This window comes from Campylobacter showae, from assembly GCF_900699785.1.
In the GTDB taxonomy this organism is placed as follows: domain Bacteria; phylum Campylobacterota; class Campylobacteria; order Campylobacterales; family Campylobacteraceae; genus Campylobacter_A; species Campylobacter_A showae_D.
Map to the genome: position 1 here is coordinate 1,935,967 of NZ_LR535679.1, position 15,532 is coordinate 1,951,498.

General features: G+C 32.9%; 12 protein-coding genes. 11 read left to right on the top strand and 1 reads right to left on the bottom strand.

Annotation, left to right across the window (positions count from 1 at the left end):
• The first annotated feature begins 10 nt into the window (after positions 1–10).
• The 10 genes from E4V70_RS09515 (at position 11) to E4V70_RS09560 (ending at position 13,288) form a co-directional block, all read left to right on the top strand.
• Positions 11–1,390: a glutamate-1-semialdehyde 2,1-aminomutase gene (locus E4V70_RS09515; protein WP_163026488.1), complete on the top strand. Its 1,380-nt coding sequence runs from the start codon at positions 11–13 to the stop codon at positions 1,388–1,390.
• Positions 1,390–2,172, top strand: a complete 783-nt coding sequence (locus E4V70_RS09520; RefSeq protein ID WP_122863683.1) for a nitrilase-related carbon-nitrogen hydrolase — start codon at positions 1,390–1,392, stop codon at positions 2,170–2,172. Before E4V70_RS09515 ends, E4V70_RS09520 begins: the two co-directional genes overlap by 1 nt.
• Positions 2,172–2,942, top strand: a complete 771-nt coding sequence (locus tag E4V70_RS09525) for an oxidoreductase (RefSeq protein WP_122863546.1) — start codon at positions 2,172–2,174, stop codon at positions 2,940–2,942. The genes E4V70_RS09520 and E4V70_RS09525 overlap by 1 nt, the downstream gene beginning before the upstream one ends.
• The gene (locus tag E4V70_RS09530) at positions 2,939–4,360 is read left to right on the top strand and encodes a hypothetical protein (RefSeq protein WP_134482492.1); all 1,422 of its coding nucleotides are present in this window, start codon (positions 2,939–2,941) and stop codon (positions 4,358–4,360) included. The genes E4V70_RS09525 and E4V70_RS09530 overlap by 4 nt, the downstream gene beginning before the upstream one ends.
• A gap of 2 nt (positions 4,361–4,362) precedes the next feature.
• Entirely contained in the window at positions 4,363–5,559 is a 1,197-nt protein-coding gene (locus tag E4V70_RS09535) for a hypothetical protein (RefSeq protein ID WP_122863548.1), read from the top strand.
• A gap of 725 nt (positions 5,560–6,284) precedes the next feature.
• Positions 6,285–6,656 carry a hypothetical protein gene (locus E4V70_RS09540; RefSeq protein WP_134482493.1) on the top strand — a complete coding sequence of 124 codons (372 nt, stop codon included), beginning with the start codon at positions 6,285–6,287 and terminating at the stop codon, positions 6,654–6,656.
• 633 nt (positions 6,657–7,289) lie between these two features.
• A complete protein-coding gene (locus E4V70_RS09545; protein ID WP_122863550.1) occupies positions 7,290–8,426 on the top strand; it encodes an N-acetyl sugar amidotransferase in 1,137 nt (378 codons plus the stop codon).
• Positions 8,426–10,567 carry a bi-domain-containing oxidoreductase gene (locus E4V70_RS09550; RefSeq protein ID WP_122863551.1) on the top strand — a complete coding sequence of 714 codons (2,142 nt, stop codon included), beginning with the start codon at positions 8,426–8,428 and terminating at the stop codon, positions 10,565–10,567. Before E4V70_RS09545 ends, E4V70_RS09550 begins: the two co-directional genes overlap by 1 nt.
• Positions 10,560–12,083, top strand: a complete 1,524-nt coding sequence (locus E4V70_RS09555) for an alginate lyase family protein (RefSeq protein ID WP_122863552.1) — start codon at positions 10,560–10,562, stop codon at positions 12,081–12,083. The genes E4V70_RS09550 and E4V70_RS09555 overlap by 8 nt, the downstream gene beginning before the upstream one ends.
• Complete coding sequence (locus E4V70_RS09560; RefSeq protein WP_122863553.1) at positions 12,080–13,288, top strand: glycosyltransferase family 4 protein; 1,209 nt, start codon at positions 12,080–12,082, stop codon at positions 13,286–13,288. The genes E4V70_RS09555 and E4V70_RS09560 overlap by 4 nt, the downstream gene beginning before the upstream one ends.
• Here E4V70_RS09560 and E4V70_RS11010 read toward each other — a convergent pair.
• On the bottom strand, positions 13,285–13,857 hold the full coding sequence (locus E4V70_RS11010; protein WP_232037860.1) for a sugar transferase: 573 nt from the start codon (positions 13,855–13,857) through the stop codon (positions 13,285–13,287). The genes E4V70_RS09560 and E4V70_RS11010 overlap by 4 nt on opposite strands.
• A 451-nt stretch (positions 13,858–14,308) precedes the next feature.
• On the opposite strand from E4V70_RS11010, the gene E4V70_RS09570 reads away from it, so the two are divergent.
• Positions 14,309–15,520, top strand: coding sequence for a Wzz/FepE/Etk N-terminal domain-containing protein (locus E4V70_RS09570; RefSeq protein ID WP_122863554.1), 1,212 nt, complete (start codon positions 14,309–14,311; stop codon positions 15,518–15,520).
• The last annotated feature ends 12 nt before the right edge of the window (positions 15,521–15,532 follow it).

A 15,532-nucleotide genomic window follows, 5' to 3' on the forward strand; every position in this document is an offset into this window, starting at 1 on the left:
GGGGTGGAAAATGGATTATAAAAAATCTTTTGAAATAAATGAAAAACTGCACAAGTTGATTCCAGGCGGGAGTCATACATATAGTAAGGGGGAGGATCAGTTTCCTTATAATTCTCCAAGGGTTATGTCTCACGCCAAGGGCGCATATACTTGGGATGTGGATGGGAATAAATTTATAGATTGGGCAATGGGCAATAGGGTTTTTATATTAGGACATGCTTTTGATGATGTGGATGATGCGGTAATAAAAGCCATGAAAAACGGCACTAATTATACAAGACCAGGCATATTGGAGTATGAAACAGCTGATTATTTAATAAATGAACATTTTAAAAATAAATTTGATATGATTAAATTTGGCAAAAATGGATCTGATGTTACAACTGCGGCGGTTAAGTTGGCTCGTGCTTATACTGGAAGAAAGTATATATTAGCTTGCGGTACGCACCCGTTTTTTTCCATACATGATTGGTTTATAGGCTCTACTAATATGAACAGTGGAACGCTGGATAGCGAAAGAGCATATACGATTAAATTTATTTACAACGACCGAGATAGTGTAGAAAAAGCTTTTGAACAATATAGGAATCAAATTGCTGCGGTTATTTTGGAACCTGTTAAAAATGATTCATTGTATATGAATGCAACAGATGAAGATTTTCATTTGGAGACAATTAATGGCAAGGATAATTCTGCCTCAAATAACTTTCTGCAGTATTTGAGAGAAAAGACAATAAAAGAAGGATCCGTATTAATATTTGATGAGATGATTTCGGGTATGAGGTTTGACCTAAGAGGTGCACATAATTTATATGGTATTTACCCAGATTTATCGACATTTGGAAAATCTATTTCGAATGGATATTCTTGTTCTTTTTTGGTTGGTAAGAAGGATATTATGGAGCTTGGGGGATTGCATCATAAAAAGGAAAGAGTATTTTTACTATCTCAAACTCATGGATCTGAGACGATAGGATTTGCAGCAACTTTGGCTACAATTAAGGCTTGTAAGAAATATAATGTATCAAGTCATGTTTGGAATTTGGGTAAAAAGCTAAAAGATAATTTTAATAACCTTCTTTCTCAAGAGAGTATGGATAAAAATTTTAAAATAATAGGCTTTGATGCAAACCCACAAATTATCTGCATAAAAGAAAATGGAGAATTTTGGCCAGAGTTGCATACTTTTTTCCATGATATTTTAATAAACGAAGGTATTTTTATTCCATGGATAACTATAACGTATAGTCATACCGAAAAAGAATTAAAAGTTACCATGGATGCTATAGAGAAAGCACTTAAAATACTAAAGCCTATTATTAAAAATAATGAGGTTGAAAAACTTTTAGTTGGTAATCCGGTAAAGCCTGTATTTAGAAAGTATAATTAATGAAAATTGCCACAGTATCCCTAAATCAGTTTTGGGAAGATAAGTATAAAAATTTAGATTTATGTACAAAACATATCCAGCTAGCTTCTAGCAAAAATACGGATTTAATAATTTTCCCAGAAATGACATTAACTGGATTTTCAAATAATATAGGCTCGACAGCTGAAAATGTTAAAAATAGCGAAACTATAAAAAGTTTTTCTATTTTAGCAAAGAAATTTAATGTTGCAATAGTTTTTGGTATGGTTGAAAAAAATCAGGAAAAAGCATTAAATAAGGCTGTGTTTGTAGATAAATTTGGAAATATTTTGGATGATTATTCAAAGATTCACCCGTTTACTTTTGCAAATGAAGATGTGTTTTTTAATGCAGGGAATAAACTTTGTATTGTAGATTTTTATAATTCCAAAATCGGACTTACTATTTGTTATGATTTAAGATTTCCTGAGCTTTATTCTTCCTTGGCCTCTAAGTGTGATCTTGTAGTAAATATAGCAAATTGGCCTTTAAAGAGGGTAGATCATTGGAATACCCTGCTGAAAGCAAGGGCTATAGAAAATCAAGTTTTTGTAATTGGTGTAAATAGAATAGGCCTAGATGGAAATGGATTAGAATATGTCGAAAGCAGTAAAATATTTAATGCAAACGGCGAAGAACTAAAATCTGAAAAATATGAGAATATGAAAATATATGATTTAGATATAATCTGGACAAAAGATTTTAGGTTACAGTTTGATACGGTTAGCGATAGAAAGGTTAAATTTTACAAGGAAATATTGTAGTGCTAAAAAATAAAGTTGTAGTTATTACTGGCGGAGCTGGTTTAATAGGTAAGGAATTTGTAAAAGCTGTTGTTGAAAATGGCGCAATAGCTATAATTGCAGACATAAATGATCATATAGGCCTAAAAGCTAAAGACGATTTGTGCAAAGAACTAGATTCTTCAAATATAGACTTTGTAAATCTTGACATTACATCAAAAATATCCTTGGATGTATGTATAGAATATCTACATAAGAAGTATAAAAGAATAGACGCATTAGTAAATAATGCCTATCCTAGAAATAAAAATTATGGTAATAGTTTTTTTAATGTGGAATATTGTGATTTTGCAGAAAATTTAGGCTTAAATTTGGGTGGATATTTTTTAGCCTCTCAGCGGTTTGCTAAATATTTTAAAGAGCAGGGGTACGGAAATATTGTAAATATTGGCTCTATTTATGGCGTTGTTGCTCCAAAATTTGAGATATATAGAGATACCAATATGGATATGCCTGTTGAGTATGCTGCTATAAAATCAGGGTTAATTCATCTTACAAAGTATATGGCAAAATATTTTAAAGGTGAAAATATAAGAGTTAACGCCTTGAGCCCCGGTGGAATACTTAACAATCAGCCAGAAAGTTTTTTGGAAAAATATAAAGAGCAATGTCTGAGCAAGGGAATGCTAGATAATGACGATCTGAAAGGAACATTGATATATTTACTTAGCGATATGAGCAAATATGTAAATGGGCAAAATATAATAGTTGATGATGGATTTAGCTTATGAGCACAAATTATATTACAACAAGCAAAGGCGAAGTAGTTAAATTTTCGGACTTGAAGCGCAGAACGCCTTCATCTGTTTATTTTTCATCTTTGCATGATCGTGTTTGTTTAAATATAGCTAAAAGAAAGATATCAAATACAGATAGTGATGATTTTAAGTTGTATGTTAATTTGCTTATTTTGAAATCGAGCAAGGTAAAAGAATTAACTTCATTGATATTTTTAATAACACATAATGTTTTAAGTGTTAGTGAAATAAGGTGCAGTTATATTGAAAAATCTTTTTTTGATGACTTTATATGTTTGAACTATAATATTAAATATACAATAAATTTTAAGCAGTATGATTTTATTGATATAAAATATAAATATATTATTTTCCCAGTAAAAATAATTTTGCATAAAATATACAGGCTTTTGAAAAACAAAGTTGAATACAAAAAAAGTCTTATAAAGACTTATATTGAAGATACTATAAATTTTTATCCAAAACAAATCCAAAATTCTACAATTTTTATATATCCTTTTAATCTAAATTTTAATAGACAAAGAAAATTTATTGAGTATTGCAAAAAAAATTATCCCAATAATTATTCTTTAATGGGAAATCCATACTCTTTATTTGGCTATTTGCTTGGAATGATAACCAAGGATGGCGATTTTAATGTAATAGAAGCCGAAAAAAAAGCCTATATGATACACTCTCATGAGTTATTAAAATTTAATATTAAAGAACTATATACATTAGATGAATTTGAGACAGCATCTTTTGTAATGAATGGCAATTTAATAAGAAATAATGTCTTTGTTTTAAATAAGACTCATGGAGTTGGAGGATATTGCCTGTATTTAAACTATTCTGTTTTAGAAGTTTTTACATCTAGGCAGTATGAGCGATACACAAAGTGGAATCCTCATATAAGGGTATTGTTTCAAAAAATAAATACTTTTGAAAACAAGGAATGTAAAGATAAAGGCGTAAAATTGGTTTTTATGCATGGCAATATGGATGCTTGCGGTTTATATTATGAGGAAGAGCTTGAGCAAAAAATAATTAGAAAACTAAAAGAAATATCACTAAATTTAAACGTGGATTATTTTATTAAATTTCATCCAAATACTACAGATAAAGCAAAATTGAAATATAAGGATTTGGAAATAAAAGAAGTGACCAAAATTGAAGATATAGAGAATCCTTTATTTTTTACTATATTTTCAACATCTTTTTATGATTTTCTAAAATTTGGACCTTTTATTTTTTTATCAGATGATTTTTTTAAGCAGGATGATATTTTTGGAAGAGATATGGTGGCATGCTATAACTACAATAGTGCTGAGGAGATAATAAAGCATAGTATAGTTTATGAAAATTACAAGCATTTACATAAAAGTCAGATCGAACTTCTTAATAGCAGATAAAAATGAAAAAGAAAGTATTTTTATATATCGTATCAGAGGCTATATCAAGAGGAATCCCGCAGCTAATTTTGGTTGTTTTAGCTATTGTGGTGTCTAAGGAGGATTTTGGGGTTTTTATCTTAATATACGGGCTGGAATCCCTGATTGTTTTATTGCTACCAAGTAATTATGTCGAAATTTTATATACTTTACAAAAAAATAGCAATCAAATAAGAATATGCAATAGTATTTTTACTATAAATTTCATCGTTTCTATATTTATTTTTTTGGTCTATATTATTTTCGAAGAAAAACTAAACCATTTTTATGGATATAACAATGGTTTAGTTTTTGGTTTCATTGTTATATCTGCTTTTGTGACATCTTTTATGAGATTCTATAGGGTTCAATTACAGATTTCTTTGGATCATACAGCAGCAATAAAGAATATGTTGTATTCATTTGGTTTATCAAATTTGTTTATTGTATTGTTTTTATTGATATTTGATGATAAAGTTTTTGCTTTTTTTGTTGGTAAGGCATTAGGACTTATATTGTATGCTTTGCACTTGATTTATGATAAAAAACTTAAATTTTATATATCAAAATCAATCTCTGTATACTTCATGTTGAGAATAAAATACTTATTTTTGTTCGCTGTTTATTCCTGGGTTTTTGGATATGGATTTATTTACATCGTTAAGGCTGTTGGCACTCCGGAAGATGTTGCCAATATTGGCTATGTAGTAACTTTTTCAACACCATTTCTTTTGCTGGCAAACGGCATTAATCAAATGTACAACCCAAGGCTGAAGCAGCTATTATCAATAAGTTTTTTAAAGGGTTTTTTGTTTTCAAAAAAGGTAATGTTTTTATATGTTGCTATATCGGCAGCAATTATACTTGTATCGTATTTTATAGGCTTTATTGATTTTGATATATTAAATAAGTATAGTGATGCTATTTTGATAAGTGCGATTATATTTGGGTTATCGACTTACAAGTATGTTTACGAGGTGTATTTATATATTTATGATTTATTTAAAAATTATGTTTTTGGAACAATTTTTGTGGAAACTTTTGTCCTGTTTTGCATTATTTTTGTTTATAAGACCTACGGAATAAATATTATTTTTCTTTACCCCGTACTTATTTTTTCTAGAAACATATATGTATATTTGTTGATGTCTGAGATCAAAAGGCTAAATGTTGAAAATTAGTAATTTAAATTTTATACTAATGTCTTTTACTATTTCTAGTATGTTTTTTGCATTTTTGTATATGGATATCTTTTTATTATTTATATTTCTATTATTTTCATTGTTTTTAATATATATGGATAGAGGTTTGATCTTTGTACTATTGAAAAAAAAATAGATATCTACTATTGTATTCTATTTTGCCGATAGCTATTTCTCTGCCATTTGTTGTGTTTAGAAATCATAGCACTATTTTTTATTTTATTTTGAACCTTTATTGTTTAATGGTCTCTTTTTCATTTTATAAAAGAATTTTTGATGTATATATTATAACTAAATATTTGTTTTATATTTTTGCACTTTGTATTTTGTTATACTTATATTTTACCCATGGTAGTTATCCGCAAGGCTATCAACTTGAGTATATGTTTGGTGGCAATATAGGCGCTAATGGGGTCACAACATTTGCCTCAATATTATGTTTTCTATATACTATACTCAGTTTTAGATTGCTTCATGAGACTTCTTTTTTGCCTTGTGTTATTAATTTGTACATATCCTATGAGGGGTATGGTAGAGGCTCTATAATATTTGCCCTAATGCTAATTGTGATAAATTTTATATTTCTTTTACTGAAATTAAAAACACACAAGAGGATTTTTATTTTATTATCTGCCATCATATCTATTCTATGTTTCACTCCTTATCTACATGAAATATATTCGAACACCAAATTAGTGGCCGGCTTGGATAGCCCTAGAATAGAGATGTTTGTGCAGTATGTTGATGCTATGGATGCGTATAATTTGTTTTTTGGTGCACCTTATGAGGGGACTATAATAGCAGAATTTAATCATAATCCGCATATATCGTATATAAGAGCCCATCATATATTTGGATTATACTATATAATGTTAATTTTTTTAGTCCCTTTTGTGCTATTTTCTCGAGTGGTTAAAAATCATGACGGGGTTGGCTTGATTATTTTCATTGCTATTTTGGCTTTACTATTGAGATGTGTTTCTGAGCCGCTGTTGTTTCCGACTTTATTTGATACATTCTTTTTTTTGGCATTATATGTATGTTGCGATGAAAATTTATCAACAAGAGGATATTAGGTATGCTGGATGTATTTTACTATTGGTCTAAAATATTTAAGAAAATTAGACTTAGTGCTATAAAAAATTGTACCATTCACGAAACATCAAAAGTAGAATCCGGTTCAAATTTGGTTAATGTAACTATGGGTAGGCACTCATTTTGTGGTTATGATTGTAAAATATCAAATTGTAGCATAGGATCATTTTACTCTATTGCCAATGGTGTTGTAATGGGAGGAGGCATGCATCCTTATGTTTGGGATCAACATCGCCAGTATTTTATGCCGACAGAGATAGCGTAAAGGCAAAATTTTCTATCTTTAAAAGAGGGGAGCCTATTTATACCGTAATAGGGTATGATGTTTGGATGGGTCAAAATTGCCTAATAAAGCAAGGTGTTAGAATAGGCAACGGAGCTGTTGTTGGGATAGGAAGTGTTGTTGCGAGGGATGTCTAGCCATATAGTATAGCGGGCGGAGTCCCGGCTAAATTTATCAAAATGAGATTTGAGCCCGGCATAGTTAATGGGCTAGAGACTATAAAGTGGAGGGAATTTAACGAAAAAAGATAAAATTTTATACTAAATTTATAAAAAATCCAAGGCTTTTTATAGAAAATATAAAAAAGATATACATAAAGAGAGTAATAAGAATGAACAAAAATTACCAAATTTGCACAAACTGTGTAATGGATACAACTGACAGTAAAATTAAATTTGACGAAAACGGAGTTTGCGATCATTGTAGAACGTTTTATAGGGATATAAAACCGAATTGGCATACTGACGAAACAGGTTTTCGAGAAATTTCTAGAATAGCAAAAGACATAAAAGAGAAGGCGAGCGGTAAAAAATATGACTGCCTGATAGGTATGAGCGGCGGAATAGACAGCTCCTACCTACTGTATCTAGCCAAAGAAAAATTGGGCTTAAATCCGCTAGTATTTCATATAGACGGCGGCTGGAATACGGAAGAGTCAACCCATAATGTCAAAGTTATAGTTGAAAAGCTGGGGCTTGAACTTCACACGGAAACTATTGATTGGGATGAGATGAGGGATGTGCAACTTGCATTTTTTAAATCAGGCGTGCCTCATATCGACACCCCGCAAGATCATGCATTTTTTGCCACTATGTATAAATTTGCGCTAAAATACGATATAAAATATATTTTAACGGGCGGAAATTATTCGACCGAGTGCATTAGAAATCCTATTGAGTGGATGTATTATCAATCAGACTCCATCCAGCTAAAAGATATACACAGCAAATTTGGTACAAGGCCGCTTAAAAACTATCCGACGACCAATATACTTTGGCATAAAATTTATCTGCCTTATGTGAAGAAAATAAAACTTATTAGGCCGCTTGATTATTTTCCTTATAATAAAAAAGAGGCTACTAAATTTTTGGTAGATTATTTTGGCTATAAAGAGTATCCTCAAAAACATTTCGAGTCTGTTTTTACTAGATTTTATGAAGGGTATTGGCTTCCTAAAAAATTTGGATACGATACCAGAAAAGTACAGTTTTCGAGTTTAATTGTAACCGGCCAAATGAGTAGAGACGAAGCCCTTGAAAAACTAAAAGATACTGTTTATGACGATGAAATGGCAAAGAAAGATATGAAATTAATAGCCGACAAACTTGAAATAACCGCCGATGAGCTTTTGGGATACTTTAATGCTCCGAATAAGAGCTACAAAGACTATAAAAATCAAATGGCAATTTACGATATCGGTGCTAGGGTTTTAAGATTTTTCGGCATAGAAAAGGGTGGTAAAAGATAATGAAGCAACTAATACAATCATTTAAAACGGGCGAGCTTGGGCTTTTTGACGTACCAGCTCCAATATGCGATAAAAACGGTGCATTAGTTAAAACAAACGTAAGTCTCGTAAGCGCCGGAACTGAAAAAATGCTGGTTGATTTTGCTAAAAAATCAATGCTAGCAAAAGCAAAAGATAGACCGGATTTGGTAAAGCAGGTATTGGATAAGATGAAAAAAGAGGGCGTGAAAAATACTCTCGAAAAGGTTTTTACAAAGCTTGATACGCCGATACCGCTTGGGTATAGTTTGGCTGGCGAGGTAGTGCAAGTCGGAGAAAATTTAAGCGGACTAAATGTAGGCGACAGGGTGGCTTGCGGAGGTGCCGGATATGCAAATCATGCCGAAATAAACTACGTGCCTAAAAATTTGATGGTAAAAATACCGGATAAGGTAGACGATATAGACGCTTCCTTTGTAACTGTGGGCGCGATAGCTTTGCAAGGGATTAGGCAAACAGCTCCGTTAATAGGCGAAAAAGTGGCGGTTATAGGGCTTGGTCTCATAGGTCAGCTTACTGTTCAGCTTTTAAAGGCAAACGGCTGCAAGGTTATAGGTAGCGATATAGATCAAGATAAGTTAAATTTGGCCAAAAAAATAGGATGCGACGAGGTTTGCCATGCTTCTGATTTGATAGCTAAGACTATCGAATTTACAAATGGTTATGGCGCCGATGCGGTTATCATAACGGCTTCTACATCTTCAAACCAGCCTATTATCGATGCTGCTGAGATAAGCCGCATGAGGGGCAGGGTGGTGCTGGTTGGCTTGGTCGGAATGGATGTTCCTAGAAATAGCTATTATAAAAAAGAACTCGATATAAAGCTATCTATGGCATATGGGCCGGGCAGGTATGATCCTGATTATGAAGAAAAGGGGCTTGATTATCCTTATGATTTGGTTAGATTTACAGAGCAAAGAAATTTTGAGGCATTTTTGGGGCTCATCGAAGACGGTAAAATAACCCCAAAAGAGCTTATTACGCACTCATATGACTTTGACGACGCCATGACTGCTTATGATTTGCTAGAAGGCAGAATCAAGGAAAAATATCTAGGCATTATCTTAAACTATAAAAATGAGATAAATTTAGATGATCACAAAGTGGTTAAAAGAAGCGACAAAATCGTATCTCAAGACAAGCTAAATATAGGGCTTATTGGTGCCGGAAATTTCACTAAGTCCGTCATTTTGCCTAATTTAAAAAAGATTAGCGACATAGAGCTTGTAGGGCTTTGCACTGCGACCGGAGTGAGTGCTGAGGGTACCGGCAAGAAGTATGATTTTAAATATATAACGACCAATAGCGATGAAATTTTTAAAAATAGCGAGATAAATAGCGTATTTATAACAACTAGGCATAACGAGCATTTTTTTAAAGTTATGCAGGCGATTGAGGCAAAAAAGCACTGCTTTGTAGAAAAACCGCTTTGCATACGCGAAAGCGAACTTGAAAAAATAAAAGAGGCCTATCGCGGCGAGAGTATTTTGCAGATCGGTTTTAACAGGCGTTTTGCACCAATGATAAAAAAAATGAAAGAGCAGATAAAAGGTCAGGTGGCTATAAACTATAGAATAAATGCAGGCGTTATACCAAGAGGAATTTGGATACAAGATGCCGATATAGGCGGCGGTAGAATAGTGGGCGAAGTTTGCCATTTTATAGACGCTTGTAGTTTTTTGACGGGCAGCGCAGTACAAAGCGTTCACGCAACTAGTTTAAGTAAAAATGACCACTCCATACCAGATGAAGATAACGTAAGCATAACTTTAAAATACCAAAATGGAAGCATTGCTACGATAAGCTACTACGCATATGGCGATAGCGCTATGCCAAAAGAGCATATAGAGCTATTTGGTAACGGCTTTAGTATGCAGCTTAATGATTTTAGAGAGCTTAAGGTATATGGGCGAGGCAAAACTACGACCGAAAAAAGTTCAAATCAGGATAAGGGTTTTGTCGGGGAATTTGTTGCATTTAAAGAATCGGTAAAAAACGGCCAAAACGCCATAGAATTTGAAAGTATTTACAATACGACAAAAACGACCTTTAAAATATTGGAATCCTTGAGGACAAATGGTTTGGTCGTCGTAGATGGATAAAATTTTTAGGCTTGTAAATACGGTAAAATATCTAAAATTTATTCAGGTATATTATAGATTATTTTATTTTTTAAGAGCTAAATTTAGAAAAGCTACCGGATTTAAATACCAGCTTGCAAGACAGTCAGAAGTCGTGAAGCTTAATTTACAAGAGAGCATTAAAAATGCCGATTTTACTGATGGCTCTAAATTTTGTTTTTTAAATTTAGAGCATGATTTTAAAGATAAAATCGACTGGAATTTTAGTAGCTACGGCAAGCTCTGGACTTATAATCTTAACTATTTTGAATTTTTAAATCAAAAAGACGATATGCGCTTGATATACGATTTTGTAGAAAAAATTCCTTTTGCAAAGGATGGTTTGGAGCCGTTTCCTATAAGCTTGCGCGCCATAAACTGGATAAAATTTCTAATAAAATACGACACAAATGATAGTGTCATAAATGACAGCCTCTATGCTCAGTACTACATTTTGCTCGACAACTTGGAGTATCATCTGCTTGGGAATCACTTGCTGGAAAATGGTTTTAGTCTTATTTTTGGAGGGTATTATTTTAACGATGATAACTTAAAAAATATAGGCAAAAAGATACTTTATGACGAAGTGAACGAGCAAATTTTATCAGACGGCGCTCATTTTGAGTTAAGCCCTATGTATCATCAGCTTATGCTTTTTAGGCTTCTTGATGTTATAAATTTGATTCAAAATAACGGCAAAGATTTAGTTTTTTTAAATTTTTTAAAAGAAAAAGCTATTTTGATGTTGGGCTACTTAAAGGCTATCACTTATAAAAACGGCGATATGCCAATGCTAAACGATAGCACAAGCGGCATTGCTCCGGCCTCAAGCGATCTTTTCTTATATGCTAAAAATTTAGGTATTGATAAATTTGAGGCGTCTAGCTTTGCTAGCGGATACAAAAAAGTAAGCAGGGGTAGATATGAGTGCGTTTTGGATGTTGCAGACGTAAAAGCTAGCTATATAGCAGGGCATACGCATGCAGATACGTTTTCTTTTGAAATTTATATTGATGGCAAACCTTTTATTGTGGATTGCGGCATTAGTACCTACGAAAACAATCAAAGAAGGGCGTATGAAAAAAGTACGCGTGCCCATAATACCATAGAGATAAGTTCTTGTAGCAGTAGCGATACGTGGGGTTCTTTTAGGCTTGCAAATAGAGCTAAAATAGTAAACATGAAGACGGGCGACAATTTTGTTAGCGCAACGCACGACGGATATAAAAAATTTGGAATTTTGCATACCAGAAGCTGGAAATTTGATGAAAATCTCATAACTATAAATGACGGATTAAGTAAGAATACGCAGGCTGTTTCAAGGCTGCATTTTCACCCAAGTATCACAAAAGAAGAGATATTTAAATGCATAAATTTAGAAGACAAAGATTTTCAGATAAAAGAATACATGTATGCGCTAGGATACAATAGGCTTCAAAGCGCATTTGTTTTGGAGATCTGCTTTGCGAAAGAACTAGAATTAAAGATAGCTATATGAAAATTTTATTTATAACCGATAACTTTCCTCCCGAGGTCAATGCTCCGGCAACCAGGACGTACGAGCATATAAAAGAATGGATAAAGGATGAGAGCGTAGAGGTGACCGTGCTTACGTGCTTTCCGAATTTTCCTCACGGTAAAGTTTATAATGGATACAAAAATAAGCTATATCAAAGAGAAAAATTTGACGGTATAGACGTGATCAGGGTGTGGAGTTACATGAGTAAAAATGAGGGCTTCGTAAAGAGAGTGCTTGATTATATTAGCTTTGCTTTTATGGCTTTTTTTGTCGGACTTTTTCAGAAATTTGACGTAATAGTCGCCACGTCTCCGCAGTTTTTTACTACTTGGGCGGGATGCGGCTTGGCAAAAATCAAAAGAAGACCCTGGGTTTTTGAACTTAGGGATCTTTGGCCTGAGTCGATTAAAACTGTGGGTGCCATGAAGCAGGGTAAAATAATAGAAATTTTAGAAAAAATCGAACTTGGTCTATATAAAAGCTCAAATTTGGTGATTGCGGTTACTGAGGCCTTTAGACAAAATTTGATAGCAAGGGGAATGGATGGCAATAAAATAAAAGTTATAACTAATGGTTCAAATTTGGATCTTTTTGTCCCCAGAGACAAGGATAGAGAGCTTTTAAATCAACTTGGGTTAAAAGATAAATTTATTGTAGGCTACATAGGCACTCACGGCATGGCGCATAGCTTGGATTTCATAATAACGACTATCTCAAAAATAAAAGATGAGAAATTTCACTTTTTATTTGTGGGGGACGGTGCGGTAAAAGAAAAAATAGTTAATCTTGCCGCCGATTTTGGCCTAAAAAATGTAACATTTTTGGACTCGGTGTCAAAAGATGAGGTGCCAAGGTTTTTATCGATTTGTGACGCAATGCTTGCGCCCTTAAAAAAAGACGATAATTTTAAAACCGTAATTCCGTCTAAAATTTTTGAAGCAAGCGCCATGCAAAAACCAGTTTTACTGGGCGTAGAAGGACAGGCTAAAGAAATTTTAGAAGCATATGGCGCAGGGGTGTGCTTTGAGCCTGAAAATGAGAAGGATTTTTTAGAAAAGTTAAATATTTTAACAGACGTTGATTTTTATAATGAATGTAGGGCTGGTTGCTTAAGGCTTGCAAGCGACTATGATAGAAAAAAGTTAGCTAAAACTATGCTTGAGATTTTAAAAACCTTGTCTTAAAAGCTAAAGCCCTTTTTGCCGACCACTACTAAAATCGTTTTTGTTATGGTTTTTAGCTCAAGCCATAAGGACCAATGCTTTATATAATAAAGATCATACATTAGTTTTTGCTTGGTATCATAAATATTTGATCCATATGGGTAATTTACCTGCGCCCAGCCTGTTATGCCCGGCCTAACCAAATGCCGTTCATTGTAGTACGGGATCTCTTTCTCGTAGTTTTTGACTAGTATATCCCATTCTGCCCTAGGCCCGATTAGGTGCATATCTCCTTTTAGGATATTTTTATATTGCGGTATCTCATCTATCCTGGTTTTTCGCATAAATCTACCAAATTTAAAAACTCTATCATCGTCTTCGCTCGTATAAGGATTGTGGTATGAATTTTCATGCATTGTACGGAATTTATAGCATTTAAAAGTTTTTGCATTTAGTCCGACCCTATTTTGTATGAAGTATAATGAGCCGGGAGATTCTACGGATAATTTATGGTTTATAAAAAATTTAGCAAAAAATGCACTAAAAATAAAATACTCACGCCGGTATAGTCTATTATTTTTTTTAGGCAAAACTCAAATTTGTTGTAGGGCCTTATATCGGCTAAAAATTTTAGATCGGAGTTGTCGTCCGGTATGTAGCATTTGTATAGAAATTTTTCTAAAAAATTTTCTATGGTTATTATTTGGATTTTTCTCTTTTGTAGGCGAAATTGAAGTAAGGTGAGATATTTTATCATTTTGGGGTCTACATAGACTTTTGTGTTTATTACCAAATATTTATAAAAACTTTGCTTTAATAGACTTTCTATATCTTTTCTCACTTCTCTGGAGTCTCTATTTTTGTATTTTATAGAATCTATCTTTTTAAATTTTTTATTAACCTTAATAAACTCCAAGTCGTCGAAATGATATTTTTCTCCAAGAATTATTAAAGACAAAGTCACCCTTTAAACACAGTAGAAATTTAATTACTATTTTAGTATAATATATCTTAAATATATACTAATTAGCGAGGATGAAAATGCAATCAGAAAATTTGAATGACGAGATAGATTTGTTTGAGTTGGCTAAGAAGATGTGGGGTTATAAAAAGTTTATTTTTTTGGTTGCCGGCACTACTTCATTAATGGCTGTATTGTATGCTTCCGTAACTACTCCTTGGTATAAAGTTGCCGCACTAGTTGAAACTGGATACTATAAAAATGACAAAGGTGAAGAGGTTTTATTGGCCAATACCGCAGAAGTTGTACAAAAATTAACCGTAAAATATATTAATTTACAAAAAGATGTCGAGGGGGTTGAGTATAGAGTACAAAAAATATCTGAAGAGAAAAATAATAAAAAATTTCTAAATATAGAAGTTGTTGCTGTATCAAACGATATTGCCAAAGAGCAGGTGAATAAAATAGTGGGCGATCTGGCTGATGAGCATCGTAGTATTCTTGATGCATTTTTAGAAACTAAGAGGGTTCAGCTTGCAAATATTGATCGTCAAATAAATTTTCTAAAAAATAATACGGTAGTTGCAAAAGAACAGCAGATGGAATATTTAAAGTCTATACAAATTCCGCGTATAGACAGGCAAATAACATATATGCGCGAGGTTACCATACCTGAAGCAAAACGAAACATATCCGTGATAGATAATATAAACATACCATCTGTAGAAACAAATATCGCACTAAACAAACAAAGGCTAAAGGCGTATGAGGCCAAACTTGAAGAACTTCAAGCAAATAAAAATATAAAGATGGGCGAAAATTTAATACTTAAACAAATGCTGGAGCAGGGTTTTTATAGTCAAATTACAAATTTGGAACAAGGCATAATATCTCTTGAGCAACAAAAAGAGGTGTTGCTGACGCAAACCAAACCTAATGCACAAGATAGATTGGATAGGCTCGCTAGTGTAGAGCTAGAGAATATGCAGGCTGAAAAGGATACTATAATAAACGATAGGTTGCCGACACTACAAAGAGAGCTGGTAAATTTACAAATAGAGGAGCTAAATAAACTCTTGGACCAAAGATCTCTCGTTGAGCTTTCGCTTAATCCCTATAACTATCAAAATACTCAAATAGTTTCCGATATAGTCGTATCAAGAAACCCAGTTAAGCCAAAAAAGGCAATTATTATAGCGATCGCATTTTTGTCAAGCTTGATGCTTTCAATTTTTGGAGTTCTTGTTTATGATTCTATAAAAAATAGGATAAATAAAGAAAAAGAAATTTAAAATAGAGGGCTA

Excerpts from the sequence above, each read along its gene's own strand:
- E4V70_RS09515 (WP_163026488.1), top strand. The coding sequence starts at position 11 with ATGGATTATAAAAAATCTTTTGAAATAAATGAAAAACTGCACAAGTTG.
- E4V70_RS09520 (WP_122863683.1), top strand. The coding sequence starts at position 1,390 with ATGAAAATTGCCACAGTATCCCTAAATCAGTTTTGGGAAGATAAGTAT.
- E4V70_RS09530 (WP_134482492.1), top strand. The coding sequence starts at position 2,939 with ATGAGCACAAATTATATTACAACAAGCAAAGGCGAAGTAGTTAAATTT.
- E4V70_RS09535 (WP_122863548.1), top strand. The coding sequence starts at position 4,363 with ATGAAAAAGAAAGTATTTTTATATATCGTATCAGAGGCTATATCAAGA.
- E4V70_RS09545 (WP_122863550.1), top strand. The coding sequence starts at position 7,290 with ATGAACAAAAATTACCAAATTTGCACAAACTGTGTAATGGATACAACT.
- E4V70_RS09550 (WP_122863551.1), top strand. The coding sequence starts at position 8,426 with ATGAAGCAACTAATACAATCATTTAAAACGGGCGAGCTTGGGCTTTTT.
- E4V70_RS09555 (WP_122863552.1), top strand. The coding sequence starts at position 10,560 with ATGGATAAAATTTTTAGGCTTGTAAATACGGTAAAATATCTAAAATTT.
- E4V70_RS09560 (WP_122863553.1), top strand. The coding sequence starts at position 12,080 with ATGAAAATTTTATTTATAACCGATAACTTTCCTCCCGAGGTCAATGCT.
- E4V70_RS09570 (WP_122863554.1), top strand. The coding sequence starts at position 14,309 with ATGCAATCAGAAAATTTGAATGACGAGATAGATTTGTTTGAGTTGGCT.